The organism is Collimonas antrihumi (assembly GCF_018304965.1).
Taxonomy (GTDB): Bacteria; Pseudomonadota; Gammaproteobacteria; order Burkholderiales; family Burkholderiaceae_D; genus Collimonas; species Collimonas antrihumi.
In genome coordinates this window covers 26,483-47,792 of record NZ_JAGQED010000031.1, presented here as the reverse complement: position 1 = coordinate 47,792, position 21,310 = coordinate 26,483, and the positions used below count along the sequence as shown (strand labels likewise).

The window sequence follows — 21,310 nt, the reverse complement described above, 5'->3', positions numbered from 1 at the left end:
CAGCAGCCGCTCACGCCATACCGCGCTACGCTCTTGTGCATTCTCCATACGACTTCTCCTCTTCGAAAAAGTCCGATTCTCGGCCGATCGATTCAGCAGCGGAAGGTGGGTAGGAAAGAGCGATTACCTTTATCCGTGGCTTGTCACAAACGCCGTACCGCCACTCGTTTGCACAGACTGGTGAGTACCCAGTTTTGCCAGTTTTCTGGCTTTCCCATCGGACAGGATAGACCTCGTTCCTTCCCTGATAGAGCCGGCGGAACAGCTTGATTTTTGCGTCTGGGGAGCGAGCTGGCAATGGGACGAGTGGCGGGGCCAACGGAATCTGCGGTGGTCACATGTTTTGGAATTGCAATGCCGTGCGTGGAAAGGGGCCTCTTGAGCATGTCATTTTCTGCACGTAACTGGATGAGTTCCGTTTCGATCTTTGACATACGAGGCTCATTTTGCGTTTATGAACACAGACGATCCGCTGGCAAATTGCGACTGGCCAGAGAGCGCCTCCGGGAGCTGGTGCGACAGGTTGGATATTATCGCAACAACTTCTGATAATTGTCTCGTTAACTTCTGGATGAATATACGCCAAAACAGGCAATTTGTCGCATTAACTACTGATCGTTCACAATGGTTGTGAAAAATTAGTAATTCGTGAGACAAATCAGATTTGGTTATGGCGATCCATCCATCGCTCCCACAGTAAATGATCAAAGGACCAGCTTCCGGCACCGCGGCATAGCAGCACCAGCAGCATCGCAGCCCACTGGATATGGGTGGGCCACGCTAACGGATAGACAAATATCTCGATGACCGTCGTCATGCCCAACAGTAGCAGCGCTACGGGGCGAGTCGCCAATCCCAGCACTAGCAGCACCGGTGCAGTCAATTCGATCGATACCGCCATGTAGGCCGCGAGTTCCGGCGGCAGGAGGGGCAACTTGTATTCTTCCACGAACAGTTCGAGGGCAGTCTCCCAGTTCGCGAGCTTGGTCATTGCTGAGTTCCAGAATATCGTGGCAACCGCGATCCGTAGAGGAATGGCGAGGAACGTATAAGGCACACGCTCGAACCATTGGACAAGACGTACCAGGCGCTTGTCATTTAGGTTCGGCGGCGTAGCCGATTGCGATATGAGTGTCATGAACGAATCCTCCTGAACGAGAGTTTCGACGCTGTGTCTGTCAGGCCGATGTTTATAAAGCATCCGCGTCTCAGGTGCGCGGCCAGCACGGCTTGCGCATCGGCACAAGGGGCGTCCTCCAACGCCGCGTGCAATGGTTGCCCGGAAAATAGCACCGCTGTAAAACGCCACTGACACTCACTCAGGCGCACCAAGGCGACACCGCTCTCCACTCGCTGAACCAGCAGCCAAACCGGGCCGTCTGCGAGATCGATTGCCGTCATGGCACTATCGTCGCGCTCCAGTACTGCATGCCAGATAGCGTCCGCAGGAAAATCGCAGCGCAGCAATTTTGCCGCAGGGTGGGGTGCAAACCGCCAATGCGCCAGCTCAGCTTCATCTAATTGTACAAGCCGGGCTACATCGAGCGGCTGCGCGTCTGCTGCGTGCAGCACAATATTCACTTGCCATTCAAGGCGGGCCACATCGGCGAGATAGGGTAACGATACGGCTTGGGGAAGCTGTGCCAGGAATTCAGGAAAATCAGCGCCATATTCATCTAGCAATGCACTGTGTGGAGGGGCTTCGGCGGCGAACAAGCGCGCAGCACCTTCAAAGAATTCCGCGCCCACCAGATAGCGGACGGCCGGGAAAGACAGGGTCAGTGCCGTTGCAAGCACACTGGTACAGGTATTGCGGTAAATGCCGAGACGCGCACCACCGTCCAAGCCGTCGGCGATCACATAGGCAGACAGGTCGCCATCCAGGTGGTGCAGCATGCTTTGCTCAATCGTGCGTTGCAGTTCAAGTAACGTTGGCATGGATGGACTCCTGTCGTTGTTTCTCGAGAGCAGCCTCGGCGACTGCGGCTTCTTCCATCAATATTTCAAGCGCTGGCACGTCGGTATCCCATTCAATCAAGGTGGGAACCGGCCCGAAACGTTTAAGCGCCTCCCGATAGAGCGCCCAGACGGCAGGCGCCACGCGGGAGCCGTGGTCGTCGATACGTAACGTTTGTCCGTTCCCGAGTTGCCGGATGCTATGGCCGGCCAGATGGATTTCGCCGATCGCTGCCGGCGGCAAAGCATAGAGATAGGTCATCGCGTCCCAGCCGTGATTGCTGGCGCTGACGTAGATGTTGTTGACATCACACAGAATTCCGCAGCCGGTACGCTGGGCGACTTGTGCGAGGAATTCCCACTCTGGAATCGTTGAGTGATGAAAACGCAGGTAGGTCGAAGGATTTTCGATCAGGATGCGCCGCTTGAGGTGAGCCTGCACCTGGTCGACATGCCGGCAAACAATATGCAATGCTTCTTCGGTCATCGGCAGCGGCAACAGGTCAGCCAGATACGTGCCGCCGACGGCGCTCCAAGACAAGTGTTCGGAAATCAATCCGGGCTCAATCCGGTCGGCCACGCTCCGTAGGCGGGCCAGGTGCGCTACGTCAAGTCCGTCAGCACTGCCGAGCGACAAACCGACGCCATGCAGAGAAATCGGATAGTCGCAACGAATCTTGTCCAGGTATTGTGGTGCTGTACCACCACCCATGTAATTTTCGGTGTGCACCTCGAACCAGGCGACATCGGGAGACGAGTCGATAACGGCTTGATGATGTCGAAAGCGCAGTCCGACTCCCGCTTTCGCGGGGATCGGGCTGGACATATCCTGCATCTTGGCAACAATAGCGTTCATACTGTGATGCTTGCTCAGCTTGCCTGCAACTTGCCACCTTGAATCTTGGAACAATCGCCGGCCGGCAGCAACACGAAGGACTTCGGATCGCGTGCCTGTGTAGCCTGACCAGCACAAGAATGCGCACCTTCAGCACAGTCGTTCTTCGCGACCGTATTGATGCTGTAACATTTCTCCAGCTTGTTTTTTGCCATTCTCGCCATATTGTCCTTGACGGGCTGTGGCATGGCGCTCATGTCCTTCATATTCTGGGCCTGTACCGGCGCTTGCATTGCGAGTGCGAGACCGATTGCGGCGGACAGCGTCGAAGCTGCCCATGCTTGTTTGCTCATTTTGCATTCTCCTCAGGTTGAGACCGCAGAATCGCGGCCTTGCTGATAAATTCGTCTGGAGTCCCCCAAAGGTTACGCCGCATAAAAAATTTATTTTTCGAGACAGAATCCTTCTCGGAGCGCAAAATTTGCCTATGTCATCCGAAACACGCCGCCCCGGCCCGTCACTGAGTCTCGTACAGAGTTCTCAGGATTCGGGCGCGCGGGACAATTCTTCCGCAGCACCTGATACCCGCACCGATGGCACTCTCGACTGGTCCATCTATATGGCTCGAGCACAGGAGGGCGACGGTGAGGCTTACCGACGCCTGCTCGAAGAGATTACGCCTTATTTGCGGGTGCTTGCCATACGCCGCATTGGCAATCGCAGCGATGCCGAAGATGCGGTGCAAGATATTCTGTTGACCATACATACAGTGCGGCACACGTACGATCCGACTCGCCCGTTCGGCCCTTGGCTGGTTGCTATCGCCAGCCGGCGCATCATTGACAGTCTGCGACGGCAGGGGCGCCATAATGCACACGAAGCACCGCTCGATCAGGATTATGAAACCTTATCGGCCTCTGAAGCGAATCTCCAGGAAGAGGCAACAGATGCCAGCATGTTGCGCGCGGCCGTCGCGCGCCTGCCAGCTGGACAACGAGATGCAATACAAATGCTGAAATTGGAAGAAATGTCATTGAAGGAAGCTGCCGCGTCTAGCGGCATGTCGGTCGCTGCGCTGAAAACCGCGACCCATCGTGCCTTGAAGAGCCTGCGCAAGATGATCGGCAAACGAGGTGGCAACACATGAAACCGACCGCCAATCTCATCGACTCGTTAGTCACAGATGTCAAGCCGGTGCGACGCTTGCGGTCGCCAGTGGTACGTGCTGCGTGCTGGTTATTGTTTGCGGCATTGATGCTGGCGTTAGTTGCCGTCGGACATGGTGTTCGGCCAGATCTGATGCTCAAGCTGCATCAGCCTGTTTTTATTACCGGTGTCGCTGCAGCTCTAGTGACTGCTGTTCTCGCCGCAATAGCATCGTTTATTGCAAGTATTCCGGGACTGTCCCGGCGCTGGCTGCTATTGCCGATGCCTGCGCTGGCGGTATGGATTTCTACGATTGGCTATGGATGTTTGACTAACTGGGTCAGTATCGGTCCGGAAGGTATGTCTCTTGGAGAGACTGCACGCTGCTTCGCAACGTTGGTGCTAACAGCGATCCCTCTATCGCTGACGATGCTCATCATGTTGCGCTACGTGGCGCGATTATCTCCGACGCCGGTTGTGATGACGGGCAGTCTTGCGGTCGCCGCGATGACGGCGAGCGCCTTGTCCTTGTTCCATCCGCTTGATGCAACGATCATGATTCTGATGTCGAACTTCGGCGTGACGGCCCTGTTCTTGGCCCTCAGCAAAAGATACGGGCAACGGCTGTTTGCACGGGTAACGCCCCAGGAATGACGCGGTTCGACGCTCGCAGAAAAATCGCATTTCAGACACTATTTGCAGCATCCGTGCTGCGCTTGAATCGGCGGACATTTTACCGAGCCGAACGAACAAAACACACAGCAATCACCTGGATTAGGCCGCAGCAGCGCCTTGCAGTTACTACACTCGTAATAGTACTGGCAAGCGTCGGTAGGCATGCTCTCCAGCTTGGCAAAGCCGCATTGCGGGCAAGTCAGAACAGATTCAAGGACGATAGCGTTGGGCATGGCACGTCACTTGTGCAAAGTGGACGGATAGCCTGCGTTCGTGGTGGCCTTGGTCAATGCCTCCGTTCGAGCTTTGTCAGGGTCATAGGTAACGACCGCTGTCTTCTTGTTGAAATCAACCTTGACGGACCTCACACCGGACATCTTATCCAGCGATTTTTTGACAGTAATTGGGCACAGTTCGCAGGTCATGTTTTTGACGTCGAGCGTGACAGTTTTTGGGGCGGCTGCCAGCGCCATTATTGCATAGGTTCTAAGCCACAAGGCAGCTCAATACACATGCAGCACCTTGCCAATATAATCAAAAAACAGGCAATACAACATGATCGGCAATGGCAAGCCGAGCATGGTGCCAATCAGATATTTATAAAACTTCACGCCGGACAAAGCCAGCGCGTAATTCAGGGCAGGAACGGTCTGAAACAATACTCTTAACAATGCAATGCTTTTAATGGGATGCGCATCCAGGCCATGGAGGATTTGCAACGCATATCGGTTTTTCAATTCTCGCATTGCATCGCCGCCGATGAAGCGTATTGTTAAAAAAGTAAATGCACAGGAGATGACTGCCGCGATATAGGTCGCCAAACCACCCCAGATCTTTCCCAGGGCCAGTACCGCCGCCGCGAGAAATATCCAGCCGGGTATCTGAATCAGATTACCCAGGCAAAACAGTAGGACGAAGATCACCAAACCGCTGACTTTATTGTCGACGATCTGTTGATGAAGAAACGCCAAATTGAAATGTTCTCTAAGTCCTGAAAATTGAAATAAGGCGAGCAGCGCCGCCAGAAACAGAACAACGATCAACAGCCGTTTGTAGCGACGCATGGCAGGGACTCGCAAGTTGAGGTGGCTGGCTTCATTTTTATGGTGCCTCTTGACGATACGTTGAGCATGACGGAATGCTATGTAAAAAACGCAAATTGGCCGCAGCTTTAATGCGGTTACACCGCCTGCCACAATAGGTTGATGAGTGACGACGACTCGGCGCCTGATTTGGTGCTCAAATTGATTGGCTTACTGATTGGCTTACTGATTGGCTTACGTAGGAGAGAATCATAGTGAGATGAAAAGAGTCTCGTCAATTACTGAATTTGTCTCGTTAATTAATGCATTAAAATGTTCCAAATAGGCAGATTTGTCTCATTAACTACTGATCGTTCACAATGGTTGCGAATGCTCAATAATTGATAAGACTATTTCCGCGGGATTCAATCGCAGATAGATTTTCGTCGTATTGAATCCCGATAGACGTAGTCAGGCGTGAACCTTGGCGGTCAGATCAATGCCAAGCGCCTTCATCACGGCAAGAGTGGTTTTTAAGGTCGGGTTGCCGTTCTCGCTGAAAGAGCGATAAAGCTGTTCGCGGGAAAGGCCGGTCTGTCCCGCGATTTCCGCCATGCCCTTCGCACGAGCGACAACACCTAGCGCATGCGCTATATAACCGACATCGCTCGTCTCGAATGCTGCTGCCATGAAAGCCGCGATTGCTTCGCTAGAAGCCAAATCTTCGGCAGGATCGTAGCTTGTCAGTTTTTCTTTGGTCATTTCATTCACTCCATTCAGCAGCAAGAAGCTTTGCCGTCTTGATGTCTTTTGCTTGTGTACCCTTATCGCCGCCGCAAAGTAAAACGATGATCGTGCCACCTCGTTTATGGAAGTAGATGCGGTATCCAGGGCCGTAATGGATGCGCATCTCGCTGATCCCTTGTCCAACGGGCTCCACGTCACCAGCATGCCCGAAGACCAAGCGGTCTAAGCGGGATGCTATCAAACCTCGTACCTTCTCATCCTTTAGCTGGATTCGCCATTTTCGGAAAGTCTCGGTTTGTTTTATTTCAAGCATGCCTTATTGTAGTTTATAAATTACTTTTTGGTGATAAAAATTGTCTTTTACGCATTGTTTTATGCGACTATTCATCTTCATATCAGGTGATAGTGTGTATCAATCAACCTGATATTTCCACTAAGTAATTTTCGATGTATTCTTAACAGCGTTCACACAGGGCGCAGTATCGATTGTCAATCCATTGGAGGTGGTCATGTTTCGCAACCGTTTGTTGCCGTTGATTGCAGTCGCTTGCTTCAGCGTCCCTATTGCCGCAGTTGCCCAGCAGCAGGCATTTACCAGTAAAAACGTCAATCTGCGGGCCGGCCCGGCGCGCGATTATCCGTTGGTGGCTCAGCTTCGTCCCGGCACGCCGGTATCGGTGGCTGGTTGTATCAACGGTTATAGCTGGTGCGATGTGACGCTGCCGGATGGCAATCGTGGTTGGGTGTATGCGCAAAACCTGAATTATCCCTACCAAGGCAACCAGGTGCCTGTGATGACCTATGGCAGCTCTATCGGATTGCCGATCATCGCCTTTACACTCGGCGCTTATTGGAACCAGAATTATCGCCATCGGCCGTGGTACGGGCAGCAGTCGCACTGGGCGCATCGGCCGCACCGGCCGCGTCCTCCAGTTGTTGTGCGGCCGCCGCCAAGGCCGCATCCGAAACCGCCGGTAGTCAAGCCAGGCAGGCCGCATCCGCAGCCGGGCTTCGGCGGTGGAAATCGTCCGCCACACGGCGCCAGGCCGCCGGGCGGCAACCGGCCACCAGGTGGCAAACCTCCGGGCGGTGGCGGCCGGCCATCGAATGGCGGAATCACACTGCAACCGCGTTGATCTGCCGCGAGGCGGCTGGCGTCAGCGAAGTACCTTGATGAGGTTATTTGCCGCGCCGCATCTGCGCCAACGTGGCGAGTTGTGCGGTTGCCTCAGCCAATTCGGCTTGCGCCAGCGCGTAGTCGATATTCGACGCCAGATTCTGTAAACGTTCCTCGGCTTGTTGTCTTGCCGCGGTGGCTTTGGCTTCGTCCAGATCCTTGCCGCGGATCGCGGTGTCGGCCAGGATGGTGACGGAGTGCGGTTGGATTTCGGCGTAGCCGCCGGCGACATAAATGAAATCATCTTCGCCGGTCAGACGTTTGATATGGACTGCGCCCGGCTTCAGGCGTGTCAGCAGCGGAGTGTGGCCGGGCAAGATACCCAGCGAGCCGGCGATGCCCGGCAGGGTGACCAATCCGGCGCTCCCGGCGTACAGCTCGCCTTCCGGACTAACGACAACGACTTGAGTTTCCGACATACGGGTTCCTGTAGCTAGACTTCATCATCAGGTTGTTTCTCACTACGCTAAACCAATGATAACCAATGATACAAGATCGGCTTGCCGAAAATCAGGAAATTAACGGAATCCGCATGTGCCGGCGCATGCACTAGATTTAGTGCAGCTGACCACCGCCTTCGATCACATCCTGCTGCAACGTCACGGCGCTCTGCAGTGCGACCTGTAAACCCTCGACGATCGTATCCAGCGCCAGACTGGGTTGTCCTGGATGGCGTGCAGCCTGCGAAGGAATATAGGGGATGTGAATGAAGCCGCCGCGGACTGCAGGCGTATGCGCGGCCAGCCGATGCATCAGTCCATAAAACACATGGTTGCAGACAAAGGTGCCGGCGGTTTGCGACACTTCGGCCGGGATGCCGGCAGCACGCATCGCCTTGACCAGGCCTTTGATCGGCAGCGTGGAAAAATACGCCGCGGGGCCGTCGCTGTGTATCGGTTGGTCGATAGGTTGGCGGCCGGCATTGTCGGCAATCCGTGCATCGTCGACATTGATGGCCACTCTCTCCACCGACAACTGGCTGCGGCCACCGGCCTGGCCGACGCAAATGACCAGTACCGGTTTGAGCTCATCGATCAATTGATCCAGCACCTCCAACGCGGTGCCGAAAACGCAGGGCAATTGACGTGCTGCCACGACGGCGCCTTCGCATTGCCAGCCATCCAGCGCGCGTACGGCTTCCCACGACGGATTAAGCGGCTCTTGCTCAAACGGCTCAAAGCCGGTGAGTAAAATGCGGTGCTGAATTTTCTGAACCATGAGTTACCTGCCTTAGTTGCCTTAGTTGTTTGTTTCCATCGCCATCATGGCAAACGTCGCCAGCCAGTGCTCGCCGGCATATTCGCCGCTAACGACGTGCGGCAGGCCTGCCTCCATATGACGGCGCGCGGCCGCAACCAACGTGGCGGTGGCCGGATCGTTTTCCGGCAAGCGCCGGGCAATCCTTTTCATGCACCAGGCGCGGCTCAAGTTCAAACCGTTCAGATGGGCGATCTTGGGATCGCTATGGTCGCTGACCTCGGCCGGATTCATCAGCCGGTCGATATCGGCCAGTGCCGGCAAATACTGGGCAAACCAGTCGACGAAGACATCTGCTTCAAGCACGTCAGCCATCAGCAACGCTTCGGTCAGCGCTGCCGACAGGAATTCGTCGCCGCCTGGTTCGTAGTGCGCCGGGTAATTGCTGTCGCTCATGAAATAACGGCAGGCGGCGTTGACTACGGCGCTTTCCAGTTCGCTGTCCTGGCGATGGCGAGCGAAATCGAGTATCAGCTTTAACGCAAACGCGCTGTTGTAATGGGTGCCGACCCGGATCGCATAACTGAGCTTGGAGAAATAGCTGAACACGCGGCTGCGGATTTCAGCCACCAGCGGCTCCATGGCCGCCAGCCAGGTTTTGGCCTTGGGGTGCTGCCAGGTTCCCAGTTCCTGCGCCAGCGCCATGATCCAGGCCCAGCCGTATGGGCGTTCAAAAGACACCCGTCCCGGCGCCTGGAAATACGCCAGCTCTTGTTGCATGTTGGCGGCGGTGAAATGTTCGTCGAACAGCGCCGCGATTTCGTCCTGCTGCGGCAAGGTCGGATACAGGCGGGCGCAGCGAGCCAGCAGCCAGTAGCCGTGTACCGCAGAATGCCAGTCGTAGCAGCCGTAGAACACGGGATGCATGGCGCGCGGCGTTTGCGCATCTTGCGGGCCGTTCAAGGCGTGCATGATGTAGTTCGGATATTCGTGGCGTAGCGAGCGCAAAGGCAAGCGCGCAAAGGCCGCAACCTGATCAAGAGTAAGGTGCATGGTGTCTCCTTAGCGGAATATGAGGAAATACATCAACAGTATATTCGCTGCCAATAGTGTCAATGCCGTCGGAATCTGGGTTTTGATCACCAGGTATTTATCCTTTAATTCCAACAGCGCCGCCGGCACGATGTTGTAGTTGGCGCCCATCGGTGTCATCAATGTACCGCAATAACCGGCCAGCATGCCGATAGTCACCAGCGGCGCCGGATCGGCGTGATGGACAGTGATCAGGAAGGGCAGGGCAATGCCGGCGGTCAATACCGGGAAGGCAGCAAAGGCGTTACCCATGATCATGGTGAACAAGGCCATGCCGACGCAGTAAATCACCACCAGCATGAAACGGCTGTCCGGATTGACGAACAGGCTGACGACTTCTTGCACCGACTTGCCGGTTTGCGCAGCAACGAACACGCCACCGAGCATCGCCAGCATTTGCGGCAGGACAGCGGCCCAGCCGATGGCGTCGAGCAGCCGGCGCGATTCACGCACGGCGTGCAGCGGTGTGCCGCCGGTCAGTTTCCAGCCAGCCAGGATTGCGCTGATACAGCCTACGCACAGCGCCGCCAGCGTCAGCTGTTTCTGATCGAGCAGATAGACGCCGCCGACCGACACACCCTTCAGCAGAACCGTGCACAGTACGGTAACTACCGGGATCAGCACGGCAGGCAAGAAAATCCAGTTGCCGATCTGATTGGCCGACGCCTGACGCTCGTCATGGCTGCGTTGTTTGTACGAACCGATGGACAGCAAGCCGAATCCGGCGATTAACGAAATCAGCACGACCTCCACGCCGATGATCCGGTAGGCCATCGACTTGCCAAGTGCGGAAACCAGCAAATCGCTGAACAGGAATACCGTGCCGAACAGGAACCAGAACAAGGCGGTAGTCATGCGTTTCGGATTGCCCTTGTCGCGCAAGGTCATGCCAACCAGCAGCATGAGGATGACGCCGATCAGGTAGTAGATCTCATTGATGGTGATCAGGGCGCTCATGCTGTTACCTCGTTTCCTTCAGTTTTTTTCCAGTCGGCGACGTCGCGCGCGATGCTGGCGTCAAGCCGCACCAGGCGGAACATGTGAATGATCAGCGCCGCGATAGCAGTGGGAATGGCCCACAAGCCGAGATGCAGCGGTTCGATACCGAGAATGCCGTTTTCCTTGAGGAAGGCATCCATCAGCAGCACCGCGCCGAAGGCAATGAAAATGTCTTCGCCGAAGAACACGGCGATGTTGTCGCAAGCAGCGGAATGCGCACGCAGCTTGTCGCGGATGTGCAGCGGCAATTCGCCGTGGCGCGCGGTAGCGGCGCCCTCAACCATCGGCGCCAGCAGCGGCCGCACGGTTTGTGCCTGGCCGCCGATATAGGTCAGGCCGAGCGCGCCGAAACCTTGGCGCAACACAAAGTACAACATCAGGATACGTGCCGAGGTGGCGGCGGCCATGCTCGAAATCCAGTCTTGCGCGCGTTCTTTCAAGCCGTAACTTTCAAGCAGGCCGATCACTGGCAGGATCAACACATAGACAGCCAGCGAACGGCTGTTGATGAATTTCTCGCCAAAGGTTTCCAGCAAAGTGCCGATATCCATGCCAACCGCGAGCCCGGTAGACAGACCCGCCACGGTCACCACCAGCAAGGGGTTGAATTTCAAGGCAAAGCCTGCCACTACGATCGGTATGCCGATGAGCGGCAATAATTCTGTTACGGTCATTGCTATCTCCTGATGTTGAGGCGGTCGTTGCCGCGCCGCCGGTTCTGTTGATTTTTTGGTGTTATCGGGTGTTATCTGGTGTTACTGTGACGCTACTGTGATGTTACTGATTACTTAGCCTAGCAGTGGAAACAGGGTCTCGGCGGTTGCTATCCGAGGCGCGCGGATGGCGATGCCTTGCTGCGTCAGTTCGTCATGGATACGGTGCGCAAACGCCAGCGCATGCGCACCGTCGCCGTGCAGGCACACTGTATCTGCCTTGACCGGCGCCCAGCTGCCGTCGATCGCGTGCACTTTGCCGTCACGGATCATATGCATGGTTTGTGCCAATGCCTGCTCTTCGTCTTCGATCAGGGCGCCGGGTGTGCCACGCTTGACCAGGCTGCCGTCCGCCATGTAGCCGCGGTCGGCAAATACTTCTTCCACCGCCAGCAGGCCGGCGCGATGGGCGGCGGCGATCAGCTCGCTGCCGGCCAGGCCGAACAAGGCCAGCGCCGGATCGACGTCGCGGATCGCAGCGACGATGGTGTCGGCCAGTGCGGCATCGCGCGCTGCCATGTTGTACAGCGCGCCGTGCGGCTTGACGTGCGCCAGCTGCGCGCCATGGGCGCCGGCAATCGCCGCCAGTGCACCGATCTGATACTGCACGCCGCTGTAGATTTCGTTGGCCGGAAGCTGCATTTCGGTGCGGCCGAAATTGTCGCGATCGGGAAAACTCGGATGGGCGCCGATGGCGACTTCTTGCGCTACCGCCCACGTCACGCATTGCTGCATCATCAAGGCGCTGCCGGCGTGCCAGCCGCAAGCGATGTTGGCGGAACTTACCAGCGCCAGTAATGCTTCGTCGCTACCGTTGCTTTGTTCGCCGAGGTCGGCGTTAAGGTCGACTTGTTGGTGTCGCTTACTTTGTCGTTTATCTTTCGTGGGCATGCTCTGCTCCCTTTTTGGCCGGACGCAACCAGTGCATCGCGGTTTCGATTTGCTGTAGGTATGCCGCTTCCTGGCGCAATTCCTCGCGCGCCTGGGCGGCGTCGCATTCGACAAACTGTATGGTGCGATTGAAGCGCAGCTGTGCCAGCTTGGCCAGGTCGGCGCCGATCACCACGCCTATTTTTGGATAGCCGCCGGTGGTTTGGGCATCCGCCATCAAGACGATGGGCTGGCCGGCAGGCGGCACCTGGATGACTCCAGGCAGCACGCCATGGGACAGCAGGTCGCCGCCTTTCTTGATCTTCAGTTCCGGCCCGCTCAGGCGAAAGCCCATGCGATTGCTTTGCGGCGTCAAGGTCCAGCTGCCGTTCCAGAAGGTTTTTTGTGCCGCCACCGTGAACAGCTCGTATTCAGGGCCGGGTATGACGCGGATCGCCAGTGTTTCGGTATCGTCGGCCTGGTACCAGGAGGGCGGCCGCACACCGAAAGACGCCGCAGTATGCAGCGGCGCGGCCGGGTCGTTCAACTCGCCGGCAGACAGGCCGTCGCCTTCGGTCAGGGCGCGGCCGCCGTGGCCGCCAAAGCCGGCCTGCAGATCGGTGGCGCGCGAACCCAGCTGGGTTGCGGAGTTGATGCCGCCGGCGACCGCCAGGTAAGCGCGCATCCCGTGACGTGCTGCTTCCAGCTTCAGAATTTGTCCGGCACGTACCCGCACACTCCACCACGGCGGCAGGGCGCGGCCATCCAGCGCCGCCGCGAAATCGGCGCCACCCAAGGCGATGCGGGTGTCGAATCCAAACTCCAGCTGGCACGGGCCGAGCGTGAATTCGATAGCGGCAGCGTCGCGCGGATTACCTACCAGCAGATTGGCGATGGCGAGCGCGGTGCGGTCCAGCGCTCCGGACTGGCAGATGCCGAGATGGCGAAAGCCGCTGCGGCCCATGTCCTGGACCGAATTGATGCGCCCGGCGCGGAGGATCTTGATCATGCAATCACCTCGCTGGCGACGAAACGTACGTGGTCACCCGGTTGCAGCAAGGTAGGAGGATTGGCGGCAGGATCGAACAGCTGCAGCGCGCTATGGCCGATCAGTTGCCAGCCGCCGGGCGAGGCCGCCGGATAAATCCCGGTCTGGCTGCCGCCAATGCCGACCGAGCCGGCCGGCACTACCAGCCGTGGCTCGCTGCGGCGCGGGGTGGCCAGTTGCGGATCGAGCCCGCCGAGGTAAGGAAAGCCCGGCTGGAAGCCGATGAAATAGACGATATATTCAGCCGCCGTATGGCGTTTGACGATCTCCGCCGGCGACAAGCCGGTGTGACGTGCGACTTCTTCCAGGTCGGGGCCGCTGGCACCGCCATAGACCACCGGAATGTCGATTTTTCGCCCGGCCTTTTGACTGATTGAGGCGGCGTCCCATGCGCTCTGGAGTTTATCTGCCAGTTGCTGCGCATCGGCTGCTAGCGGATCGAACAGGATTGTCAGGTTATTCATGCCCGGTACGACGTCGCGCACGTGTGGCCAATGCGAGGCTTTGGCGGCGATGGCCCACAAGCGCTGTTGGCATTCCAGGGTGGCGCTGGCGCCTGCATTCAATATCAGGGCGCTTTCACCAAGAGCTTGTATGACGGCTTGAGTCATGACGGCTAGCTTCCTTCGGCAGAATAGTCGGCAGTTGCGGCGCAGAGAGAAATGCCGCGAGGCGGCGCATGACTCTGTCCTCGACTGCTTGAACAACACGTTGAATTGCAAAGAAATGGCGGAATAAGTTAGCAGCCGTGTTAGCAGCCGTCGCAGCGTGCTGAATTAGTCTACCCCCAACAAGCTTACTCTTTATTACCAAGAGCTTAATCAAGGGGCAATATCGTTCATCAAAAATAAAATGTCAATAATTTGTGTGTAAATAGTTTGTGTTGTTGCAGAAACGCAGGCATAAATTCGCTCTGGTTTTTAGCGAAACTAGTTGTATGATTAATTTTTCTTGGCGTTTTGTAGGAAATGTATGAACGTTACTGCCCCTAAAATCCTGTCTTCTGCTCATCTGGCTTCGGAAAGCAGTGTCGAACTGTCTGAGCTGGAATACGCATTGATCATTGCCGGCAATGCGTTTAATCGCTGGATGGCGCGTTGCATGTCGGCTGCCGGCGTCAAGGATATGACTCCGGTCGAAGTTTCTTTGTTGCATCATGTTTGTCACCGTGAACGCAAAAAGAGCCTGGCCGACATCTGCTTCGTGTTGAATATCGAGGATACGCATATTGCCAGTTACGCATTGAAGAAACTGGTAAAAGCCGGCTATGTAAAAAGCGAAAAAGTAGGCAAGGAGGCTTATTTCTCGGCTACTGAGAGCGGTTACGCACTGTGTCTCAAATATCGCGAAATGCGCGAGGAGTGCCTGATTACGGTGCTGTCTGATACCGGTTTGTCGAACCAGGCGTTGGGTGATGCAGCAAAGCTGTTACGCACCGCCTCGGGCTTGTACGATACGGCTTCGCGTGCAGCGACGTCGAGATAGATTGGATTTCATGCAGGCATAAAAAAAGGGCGCTTGATGCGCCCATTTTTTATGCTGCTGCCAGTGCTTTATCCAGTAGTGCGTGCAACTCTTCAAACTTGGGTGCGCCAACGTAGCGCTTGATGATATTGCCTTGCTTGTCGATGACAAAGGTAGTCGGTGTCAGCTTGACATCGCCGAAGGAATTGGCCAGCTTGCTTTGCGTATCCAGCGTCACCTGGAACGGCAGGCTGCGGGTTTGCACGAAATTCAACACGTAGTTAGGCGGGTCGTAGCTCATTGCCACGGCGACATAGTCGAGGCCCTTATCCTTGTACATATTGTAGGTTTGCACCATTTGCGGCATCTCGGCGACACAGGTGGTGCAGCTGGTGGCCCAGAAATTCACCATCACCACTTTGCCGCGCAAGTTCTTCAGCGACACCTGTTCACCCTTCAGATTGGTAAACGAGACGTCGGGCGCGGCATGCGTGTTCGACATCGACATGTAGCCGGCCAGCGCCAGCGCTACCACCGCTACAGCACCCGCAGCCTTGATCCAAAGCCGTTTACCGGCGGTATTTTCAACTTGAGCTTGCATGACCACATCCAATACGGGGAAACCCGAGAATGTTCATTATAACGATCTGATCGAGGACTTGCCGAAAGCGACAGAATTATTGTGAATTAATTATCGAATTGCCACGGATAGGCGTGATAAGTGGCGGCGACTGCCGGCGGTATCGGCGCTTCGATGCCGGCGCAAATTGCACGCAGGATATCGGCGCTGGCAATCGGCAATTCAGCGCCGTTGTCGGCGACCGCAAGCAAAGCCTTGATCAATTGCGGTTTGGCCAGCGGCGCCAGTTGATTGGCGTGGTCCAGGGCCAGCTTCACCTGCGGGAAGCTGAGGCTGGCGCCATTGCAATAATCCTGGGCGGCGAGCTTGAGTTCCGGACAAAGCTGCGCGCCGCGCAGGAAAACGGCCAGGCGCGCGGCGCTGGCGTCGCCATGGCTGGCAGGCACTGCCACATGCGCCACCAGCGACAGCAGCACGGCGACCTCGCGGTTGAGTTCGGACAGGCGATTGTATTTGATCGGCACCAGACGTCCGGCGCGCGGCGCCAGGCGACGCGTCAAGATGGTCTGTAACACAAATTCGGCCAGCGTGATGCGGCTGTCGGCGGCGATCAGCTGGTCTGCCAGCGCCAGCATCTTGTCGCGTTCAGGTTGCGCCAGTTGACGCAATGCCGGTGTCGCCAAGTCGACCAAAGGCAGCCTGGCGCTGAGCGGCAACTGCGCTATCGACTCGGACAGGAAAGTGGCCAAGGCGGCTTGCTGCGGCGCTTCTTTGTTGAGTAGGGAAAGTTGCGCGTCGCGCTCCGCGCCGTCACCCAACAATAGTGCATAGACTACCGCGCAAGCTGCGACAGGATCGTGCACCGCGCCATCGAGTTGCGGCGACAATGGCGATCTGCCGCTGCTATTGCCGAACTCAAGCGATGGTGTCGATAATCCAGCGGTTATCTGCGCGGACGTTGACACAATCGCGGCACCTGCCAAACCGGCAGTGACGAACGGCAGATCTGCCATGCGCTCAACGATTGGTGCATGCGGCACCGCCAATTCGGGTGCGTCGAGCGGTGTCATGTTCCGGCCGTAGATACGCTTCAAGCGTTCTGCCAGCGGCGGGTGCGTGGCAAACCAGCCGTCCAGCAAATTGGGGCGGACGCTGCCAAGGAACAGATGCGAGAGTTGTTCGGCATTCGGATGATTGATTTGCGAGCCGATTTTTTTGCCATCGGTGAGGCCGCCGATCTTGCGCAAGGCGCCGCCAATGCCTTCAGGATTGCGGGTGAACTGGACGGCGCTGGCATCAGCCAGGAATTCACGCTGGCGCGACACCGCGGATTTGATCAGGCGGCCAAAAAAAATACCGATATAGCCGACCGCGAACAGCACCAGGCCGGCCACGAACAGCACCAGCTGCCATGGCGGTCCCTTGTCGTCGCGCCCGCCCCAATAGCGGCCGGCATTCATCAGTTGCTGGCCGAAGCCGGCAATCATCTGGATCCCGAACAAGACGCCGATCAAATGGATATTCAAGCGCATGTCGCCATTCAGGATATGGCTGAACTCGTGGCCGACCACACCCTGCAATTCGTCGCGCGTGAGCCGGCTCAAAGTGCCGCGCGTGACGGCGACCACGGCTTCATTCTGGTTATAACCGGCGGCAAAGGCATTGATCGCATCTTCGTGTTCCAGCAGGTAGACCTTGGGGCAGGCAATGCCGGAAGCCAGCGCCATTTCTTCCACCACGTTCAACAACCGCCGCTCTTGCAAATCGCCGCTGGATGGCGAGACTGTGCGGCCGCCGGCCATCAAGGCCACGGCATCGCCGCCATCGCGCAGGTTGAAGGTCTGGATCAGGGTGCCGCCGCCAATCAGCACCAGCGTGATCAAGGTATTGATCTCGAAAAAACCTTTGGGATATTGACGCAGGAAGCCATGATGGCTGCCGAACTTGAAGGTCCATACCAGCGCCATCGCCAGATTGACGGCGATCACGATTGCGATCACCGCCAGCACGAAAAGGAACACCAGTTTCCTGGTTTCCTGACGCGCCTGGTGCTGCTGTTCAAAGAAAGTCATGCGTGCCAGTTCATTTCAGGCCGGGTGTTAGCTGGGTTCTAGCGGGATTCAAGCCGGATTCAAGCCGGATCCGGACTTGATCAGAATGTGACCTTGACCGCCTTGCGCTCTTCCGGTGCTTCGGTCGCCTGCAGCAGTTCCGCCGGCTTGAAAGTAAACATGTTGGCGAATATCGAGCCGGGGACTTGCTCGATAGCGGTGTTGTATTCCATCACGCTGTCGTTATAGGCCTGGCGTGAGAAGCCGATTTTATTTTCCGTGCCGGTCAACTCTTCGGTGAGTTGCATCATGTTCTGATTGGCCTTCAGATCCGGGTAGGCTTCCGACAAGGCAAACAGTTTTCCAAGACTGGCGCTGAGTGCGCCTTCGCTTGCGGCCATCTGCTGCACGGCGGCGGCATCGGTAGCGTTGCCGCCGACCTTGGCGTTGGCGCTGACCGCCTGGTTGCGCGCCGAGATCACCGCCTCCAGCGTTTCACGCTCATGCTTCATGTAACCCTTGGCGGTTTCCACCAGATTCGGAATCAGGTCGTAGCGGCGTTTCAGTTGCACGTCGATCTGGGCAAACGCGTTCTTGAAGCGGTTACGGAAACTCACCAGGCGGTTATAAATACCGACCACCCAAAATACGATGGCAAGCACAATTGCCAGAAAAATGATGAACCCGATCATGGTTTTCCCCAAAAAAAAGCCGCCGGACAATTTGTCCAGCGGCAACGTTATATGACAAGAAGCGGAAAAGCAAGCCGGTTTACGTGCCGATTAGCAAGCCGATTCGCTCCAGCGTTTCAAGGCAATCGCTTACTTGGCGTTTTCCTTGGCGCTTTCCCTTGGCGCCGATGACAGTTGGGTCAGTTCGTCTTCGGTGATGTATTCAAACACCTTGACTACCTTTTGCACACCGCTGACACCTGCAGCGATTTCACCGGCACGCTTGCCTTCCCGTTCGGTGACGCGTCCCATCAGGTAGACATTGCCGCGCTCGGTCACCACTTTGAACGAGTTGCCGAACACATCCTTGGCATCCACCAGGGAAGCGATGACCTTGCTGGTGATGAAAGTGTCGTTGGAGCGTGCCGAGAAACTCGACGGCGCACCGATCGCCAGTTCATTGGCCACGGCATGCACGTTTTCGATAGATTGCGCTTCGCGTTCCGCCGCCGCCTTCGCCGCATCGTCACGTACTTCACCGGTCAGCAATACCTTACGGTTGTAGCTGGTGATGTTGACATGGCCATCCTGGCCGACGACGCCAGGAATCCGCGTTTCGGCCTTGACAATGATGGCCTTGTCCTCGGTCTGCGCACCCAGCGTACGGCGGTCCGTCGCAGCAAAGCCGCCGGCGACAGCGCCGCCCAAGGCCAGTGCCACGCAACCCTGCAAACCCATCACCACTGTGCCGCACAAAGCGATTGCAGCCAACGGACGTTGCCAGTTGCTCCAACCTGCCTGCCACCGGTTTTGCCGATCAATCATTCGCATCTCCTCCAAATAAAGCGACATCGATGCCGTCGCATAAGCAGTGAATCGTTAACAGATGAACTTCCTGGATGCGCGCGGTGCGGTCATGCGGCACACAGATATGCACATCTGCTTCAGTCAGTTTCTTGCCGATGGCGCCGCCGCCTTTGCCGGTCATGGCCACGACGCGCATGTCGCGTTCCAGTGCGACATCGATGGCGGCCAGCACGTTGGCTGAATTGCCCGAAGTCGAGAACGCCAACAGTACATCGCCGGCTTGTCCAAACGCTTGCACTTGTTTGGAAAAGATTTCGTTGTAACTGTAGTCGTTGCCGATCGCCGTGATAATCGAGGTATCGGTAGTCAGCGCCAATGCCGGCAACGGCAGGCGCTCGCGTTCAAAGCGTCCCACCAGTTCAGCCGCAAAATGCTGGCAGTCGGCAGCAGAGCCGCCGTTGCCGCAAGCAAGAATCTTGTTGCCATTGGACAGCGCAGAGAACATAAGTTCAACTGCGCTGGCAATTGGACCCGCCAGATCCTCTGCTGCGCGGGCCTTGAGTTCGGCACTTTCATTGAAGTGCGCCAGGATGCGTTGATTTATCATGATGTCGGTTTGGAGTGTGAGATGCTGCATTTCAACCTGTTGAGCGATACAGGCTGGATTGGCAGAATTGTTTTCTGAATAATATGCGTGCAGTGACTATGGTGACCGGATTATAGCGGCGTTGCCGTTGCCGACGGTAGATCAATCAGGCCTCGAAAGCTTGCTTGATCCATTCGATGGCATCGTCTTCGATGGCAATCACATCGAAACGACAGGCCGGCAGAGCGGCATAGCGCAGCAGGAAGATCTGGGCGGCAATGATGAGTTTGGCTTGTTTGCTACGCGTGACGCTAGCAGCGGCACCGCCGTAGCGTTGACTGTTACGCTGCCGGACCTCGACAAAAACCAGCAGGTTCGAAGCCGGTTCGGCCAGGATCAAATCGATTTCACCGGCCTTGCAACGGAAATTCCTTTCGATCAGCTTCAGTCCGCGCTGCTGCAAATAAGCCAGCGCGCGATCTTCCGCCATTTGACCGCTGGCCTGGCGCGGTGATGGCATTTTCGGGAGTTTGATCACGGCGCCCGGCGGAATCAGGGAGCGCCGAGAGGCATGACTATGCCATTTTGGTAGGCCGCGGTCGGTTCTATGCGTTCAAATCTCGGCGTGCCTACGCCAAAACTGATATTCAGCTGGCCGGTCACACCGTCGATCTGGAATACCGTATTGCGCGCGGCGATTTCGTGAGCGATGCGGAAAGCATCGATGCCCAGCGCATACAGGCGCTCCAGGTCGGCGTTGGGGCGCTGGTCGGCGGCCACCAGCTGGTGCGGATACGCCATGACGGCCGGGTGGTCGGGCTCTACCTGCCAGGGAATATCCAGCAGCCGCACGCCGTTCAGCTCAGGGATTTGATGTTCCGGATTATTGTCGTTCGAGATCAGCGGATTCATTTGGGAGATGCCGAAGATCGGCGTTTCCTCGCCAATCGCGCTGCGGACCTGCTTGGCCTGGTCGGCGTTTAGCGCGGCAAACAGCAAACGCGGCTTTTCAGTTTGTATGCGTTGCTGCAATTGTGTCAATGCACCGGCGTTGAGGGTGCCGTCTTCCAGGCTCAACGTCATCGAATTGGTGTGCAGCCCGCTGCCTTGGACTTGCTGTATGAAGGCATTCGCGACGCGCTTTTGCCAGGCTGCGTTGGTGCTGAGGACAAATACCGTGCCAGGCGCGTAATCCGCGCCGACCCAGCTGCCGACTTGCCGCGCTTCGGCCTCGATCGACAAGCCGATGGGCAGCAACTGCGCCGGCAGGGCCATTTCCTTGCTGGCCGCAAAATCCGGTTGGGTCAGGGCAATCGTCGGTTTCTCCACCTTGCCGTTCTGGATGATGGCGGTAAGACCGGTGCGCGACAGCGGGCCGACCAGGATATCGTACTTCTTGCTGGCAGTGAGATAGGCTGCCAGCATATCGCCAGGGGTATCGGCAGCTTCGATCACGGTAACGGCCAGGCCGCTCTTGTCGCGTTCGTAAGCGTTTAAAAAGCCGCCGCGCACGGCGTCGGCAGCCGCGCCCAGCGGGCCTGAGCGCAGGGGCAGCAACAAGGCGATGCTGGCGAGAGGAATGCTGTCGGCGCCGCCATCCAGGCTGGCCGATCCGGCCGAGGTTGTGTTTGCCAGCGCAGGCGGGCACAATCCGTTCAAGAGGATACTTGCCAG

General features: G+C 57.0%; 29 protein-coding genes. 4 read left to right on the top strand and 25 right to left on the bottom strand.

The window, feature by feature from the left end:
* Nucleotides 1–25: 25 nt before the first annotated feature.
* The 5 genes from KHU29_RS22570 to KHU29_RS19380 form a co-directional block, all read right to left on the bottom strand.
* A complete protein-coding gene (locus KHU29_RS22570) occupies nt 26–298 on the bottom strand; it encodes a TOTE conflict system archaeo-eukaryotic primase domain-containing protein (protein WP_425514496.1) in 273 nt (90 codons plus the stop codon).
* A 360-nt stretch (nt 299–658) separates the two neighbouring features.
* A complete protein-coding gene (locus KHU29_RS19395) occupies nt 659–1,138 on the bottom strand; it encodes a DoxX family protein (protein WP_211454878.1) in 480 nt (159 codons plus the stop codon).
* On the bottom strand, nt 1,135–1,938 hold the full coding sequence (locus KHU29_RS19390; RefSeq protein WP_211454876.1) for an HvfC/BufC N-terminal domain-containing protein: 804 nt from the start codon (nt 1,936–1,938) through the stop codon (nt 1,135–1,137). The genes KHU29_RS19395 and KHU29_RS19390 overlap by 4 nt, the downstream gene beginning before the upstream one ends.
* Complete coding sequence (gene bufB, locus KHU29_RS19385) at nt 1,922–2,812, bottom strand: MNIO family bufferin maturase (protein ID WP_211454874.1); 891 nt, start codon at nt 2,810–2,812, stop codon at nt 1,922–1,924. The genes KHU29_RS19390 and bufB overlap by 17 nt, the downstream gene beginning before the upstream one ends.
* Nucleotides 2,813–2,826: 14 nt before the next feature.
* Entirely contained in the window at nt 2,827–3,144 is a 318-nt protein-coding gene (locus tag KHU29_RS19380; protein ID WP_211454872.1) for a BufA1 family periplasmic bufferin-type metallophore, read from the bottom strand.
* A gap of 134 nt (nt 3,145–3,278) precedes the next feature.
* On the opposite strand from KHU29_RS19380, the gene KHU29_RS19375 reads away from it, so the two are divergent.
* Nucleotides 3,279–3,938: a sigma-70 family RNA polymerase sigma factor gene (locus KHU29_RS19375; RefSeq protein ID WP_211454870.1), complete on the top strand. Its 660-nt coding sequence runs from the start codon at nt 3,279–3,281 to the stop codon at nt 3,936–3,938.
* Nucleotides 3,935–4,591 (top strand): NrsF family protein, encoded by a 657-nt coding sequence (locus KHU29_RS19370; RefSeq protein ID WP_211454868.1) that lies wholly within the window; start codon nt 3,935–3,937, stop codon nt 4,589–4,591. The genes KHU29_RS19375 and KHU29_RS19370 overlap by 4 nt, the downstream gene beginning before the upstream one ends.
* A gap of 38 nt (nt 4,592–4,629) precedes the next feature.
* On the opposite strand, the gene KHU29_RS22280 is transcribed toward KHU29_RS19370, so the two are convergent.
* The 5 genes from KHU29_RS22280 to KHU29_RS19350 all read right to left on the bottom strand — a co-directional run bounded on the left by KHU29_RS22280 (nt 4,630) and on the right by KHU29_RS19350 (nt 6,694).
* A complete protein-coding gene (locus KHU29_RS22280) occupies nt 4,630–4,845 on the bottom strand; it encodes a GDCCVxC domain-containing (seleno)protein (RefSeq protein ID WP_246542294.1) in 216 nt (71 codons plus the stop codon).
* A gap of 6 nt (nt 4,846–4,851) precedes the next feature.
* The gene (merP, locus tag KHU29_RS19365) at nt 4,852–5,085 is read right to left on the bottom strand and encodes a mercury resistance system periplasmic binding protein MerP (RefSeq protein ID WP_211454866.1); all 234 of its coding nucleotides are present in this window, start codon (nt 5,083–5,085) and stop codon (nt 4,852–4,854) included.
* Nucleotides 5,086–5,115: 30 nt separating this feature from the next.
* A complete protein-coding gene (locus KHU29_RS19360; RefSeq protein WP_246542293.1) occupies nt 5,116–5,676 on the bottom strand; it encodes a TVP38/TMEM64 family protein in 561 nt (186 codons plus the stop codon).
* A 429-nt stretch (nt 5,677–6,105) separates the two neighbouring features.
* Nucleotides 6,106–6,396: an addiction module antidote protein gene (locus tag KHU29_RS19355; protein WP_211454864.1), complete on the bottom strand. Its 291-nt coding sequence runs from the start codon at nt 6,394–6,396 to the stop codon at nt 6,106–6,108.
* A gap of 1 nt (nt 6,397) precedes the next feature.
* The gene (locus KHU29_RS19350) at nt 6,398–6,694 is read right to left on the bottom strand and encodes a type II toxin-antitoxin system RelE/ParE family toxin (RefSeq protein WP_211454862.1); all 297 of its coding nucleotides are present in this window, start codon (nt 6,692–6,694) and stop codon (nt 6,398–6,400) included.
* A gap of 196 nt (nt 6,695–6,890) precedes the next feature.
* Between KHU29_RS19350 and KHU29_RS19345 the strand changes: the two genes are divergently transcribed.
* Nucleotides 6,891–7,517 (top strand): SH3 domain-containing protein, encoded by a 627-nt coding sequence (locus KHU29_RS19345; protein WP_211454860.1) that lies wholly within the window; start codon nt 6,891–6,893, stop codon nt 7,515–7,517.
* Nucleotides 7,518–7,560: 43 nt separating this feature from the next.
* Here KHU29_RS19345 and KHU29_RS19340 read toward each other — a convergent pair whose 3' ends face one another.
* The 8 genes from KHU29_RS19340 to pxpB all read right to left on the bottom strand — a co-directional run bounded on the left by KHU29_RS19340 (nt 7,561) and on the right by pxpB (nt 14,088).
* The gene (locus KHU29_RS19340) at nt 7,561–7,977 is read right to left on the bottom strand and encodes a F0F1 ATP synthase subunit epsilon (RefSeq protein WP_092413985.1); all 417 of its coding nucleotides are present in this window, start codon (nt 7,975–7,977) and stop codon (nt 7,561–7,563) included.
* Nucleotides 7,978–8,113: 136 nt separating this feature from the next.
* Nucleotides 8,114–8,776 (bottom strand): pyroglutamyl-peptidase I, encoded by a 663-nt coding sequence (gene pcp, locus KHU29_RS19335; RefSeq protein ID WP_211454858.1) that lies wholly within the window; start codon nt 8,774–8,776, stop codon nt 8,114–8,116.
* Between the two features lie 21 nt (nt 8,777–8,797).
* Nucleotides 8,798–9,808, bottom strand: a complete 1,011-nt coding sequence (locus tag KHU29_RS19330) for a DUF2891 domain-containing protein (protein ID WP_211454856.1) — start codon at nt 9,806–9,808, stop codon at nt 8,798–8,800.
* 9 nt (nt 9,809–9,817) lie between these two features.
* Nucleotides 9,818–10,804, bottom strand: coding sequence for a DUF979 domain-containing protein (locus KHU29_RS19325; RefSeq protein ID WP_211454854.1), 987 nt, complete (start codon nt 10,802–10,804; stop codon nt 9,818–9,820).
* Entirely contained in the window at nt 10,801–11,520 is a 720-nt protein-coding gene (locus KHU29_RS19320) for a DUF969 domain-containing protein (protein WP_211454851.1), read from the bottom strand. The genes KHU29_RS19325 and KHU29_RS19320 overlap by 4 nt, the downstream gene beginning before the upstream one ends.
* A 114-nt stretch (nt 11,521–11,634) precedes the next feature.
* Nucleotides 11,635–12,450 carry a 5-oxoprolinase subunit PxpA gene (pxpA, locus tag KHU29_RS19315; protein ID WP_211454849.1) on the bottom strand — a complete coding sequence of 272 codons (816 nt, stop codon included), beginning with the start codon at nt 12,448–12,450 and terminating at the stop codon, nt 11,635–11,637.
* Nucleotides 12,434–13,438: a 5-oxoprolinase subunit C family protein gene (locus KHU29_RS19310; protein WP_211454847.1), complete on the bottom strand. Its 1,005-nt coding sequence runs from the start codon at nt 13,436–13,438 to the stop codon at nt 12,434–12,436. Before KHU29_RS19310 ends, pxpA begins: the two co-directional genes overlap by 17 nt.
* Entirely contained in the window at nt 13,435–14,088 is a 654-nt protein-coding gene (pxpB, locus tag KHU29_RS19305; protein ID WP_211454845.1) for a 5-oxoprolinase subunit PxpB, read from the bottom strand. Before pxpB ends, KHU29_RS19310 begins: the two co-directional genes overlap by 4 nt.
* 361 nt (nt 14,089–14,449) lie before the next feature.
* On the opposite strand from pxpB, the gene KHU29_RS19300 reads away from it, so the two are divergent.
* Nucleotides 14,450–14,962, top strand: a complete 513-nt coding sequence (locus tag KHU29_RS19300; protein ID WP_211454843.1) for a winged helix DNA-binding protein — start codon at nt 14,450–14,452, stop codon at nt 14,960–14,962.
* Between the two features lie 49 nt (nt 14,963–15,011).
* Here the strand turns inward: KHU29_RS19300 and KHU29_RS19295 are convergent, their stop codons facing one another.
* From KHU29_RS19295 to KHU29_RS19265, 7 genes are all read right to left on the bottom strand, one after another.
* Nucleotides 15,012–15,542: a TlpA disulfide reductase family protein gene (locus KHU29_RS19295; protein WP_211454841.1), complete on the bottom strand. Its 531-nt coding sequence runs from the start codon at nt 15,540–15,542 to the stop codon at nt 15,012–15,014.
* Nucleotides 15,543–15,628: 86 nt separating this feature from the next.
* On the bottom strand, nt 15,629–17,593 hold the full coding sequence (locus KHU29_RS19290; RefSeq protein ID WP_211454839.1) for a M48 family metallopeptidase: 1,965 nt from the start codon (nt 17,591–17,593) through the stop codon (nt 15,629–15,631).
* A gap of 80 nt (nt 17,594–17,673) precedes the next feature.
* Nucleotides 17,674–18,264, bottom strand: coding sequence for a LemA family protein (locus tag KHU29_RS19285; protein ID WP_211454837.1), 591 nt, complete (start codon nt 18,262–18,264; stop codon nt 17,674–17,676).
* Between the two features lie 129 nt (nt 18,265–18,393).
* Nucleotides 18,394–19,068 carry a BON domain-containing protein gene (locus tag KHU29_RS19280; protein WP_211454835.1) on the bottom strand — a complete coding sequence of 225 codons (675 nt, stop codon included), beginning with the start codon at nt 19,066–19,068 and terminating at the stop codon, nt 18,394–18,396.
* Nucleotides 19,061–19,657 (bottom strand): phosphoheptose isomerase, encoded by a 597-nt coding sequence (locus tag KHU29_RS19275; RefSeq protein ID WP_211454833.1) that lies wholly within the window; start codon nt 19,655–19,657, stop codon nt 19,061–19,063. Before KHU29_RS19275 ends, KHU29_RS19280 begins: the two co-directional genes overlap by 8 nt.
* A 145-nt stretch (nt 19,658–19,802) precedes the next feature.
* Nucleotides 19,803–20,156 carry a YraN family protein gene (locus tag KHU29_RS19270; protein ID WP_211454831.1) on the bottom strand — a complete coding sequence of 118 codons (354 nt, stop codon included), beginning with the start codon at nt 20,154–20,156 and terminating at the stop codon, nt 19,803–19,805.
* Nucleotides 20,157–20,188: 32 nt separating this feature from the next.
* Nucleotides 20,189–21,295 (bottom strand): penicillin-binding protein activator, encoded by a 1,107-nt coding sequence (locus KHU29_RS19265; RefSeq protein ID WP_246542290.1) that lies wholly within the window; start codon nt 21,293–21,295, stop codon nt 20,189–20,191.
* Nucleotides 21,296–21,310 lie beyond the last annotated feature (15 nt).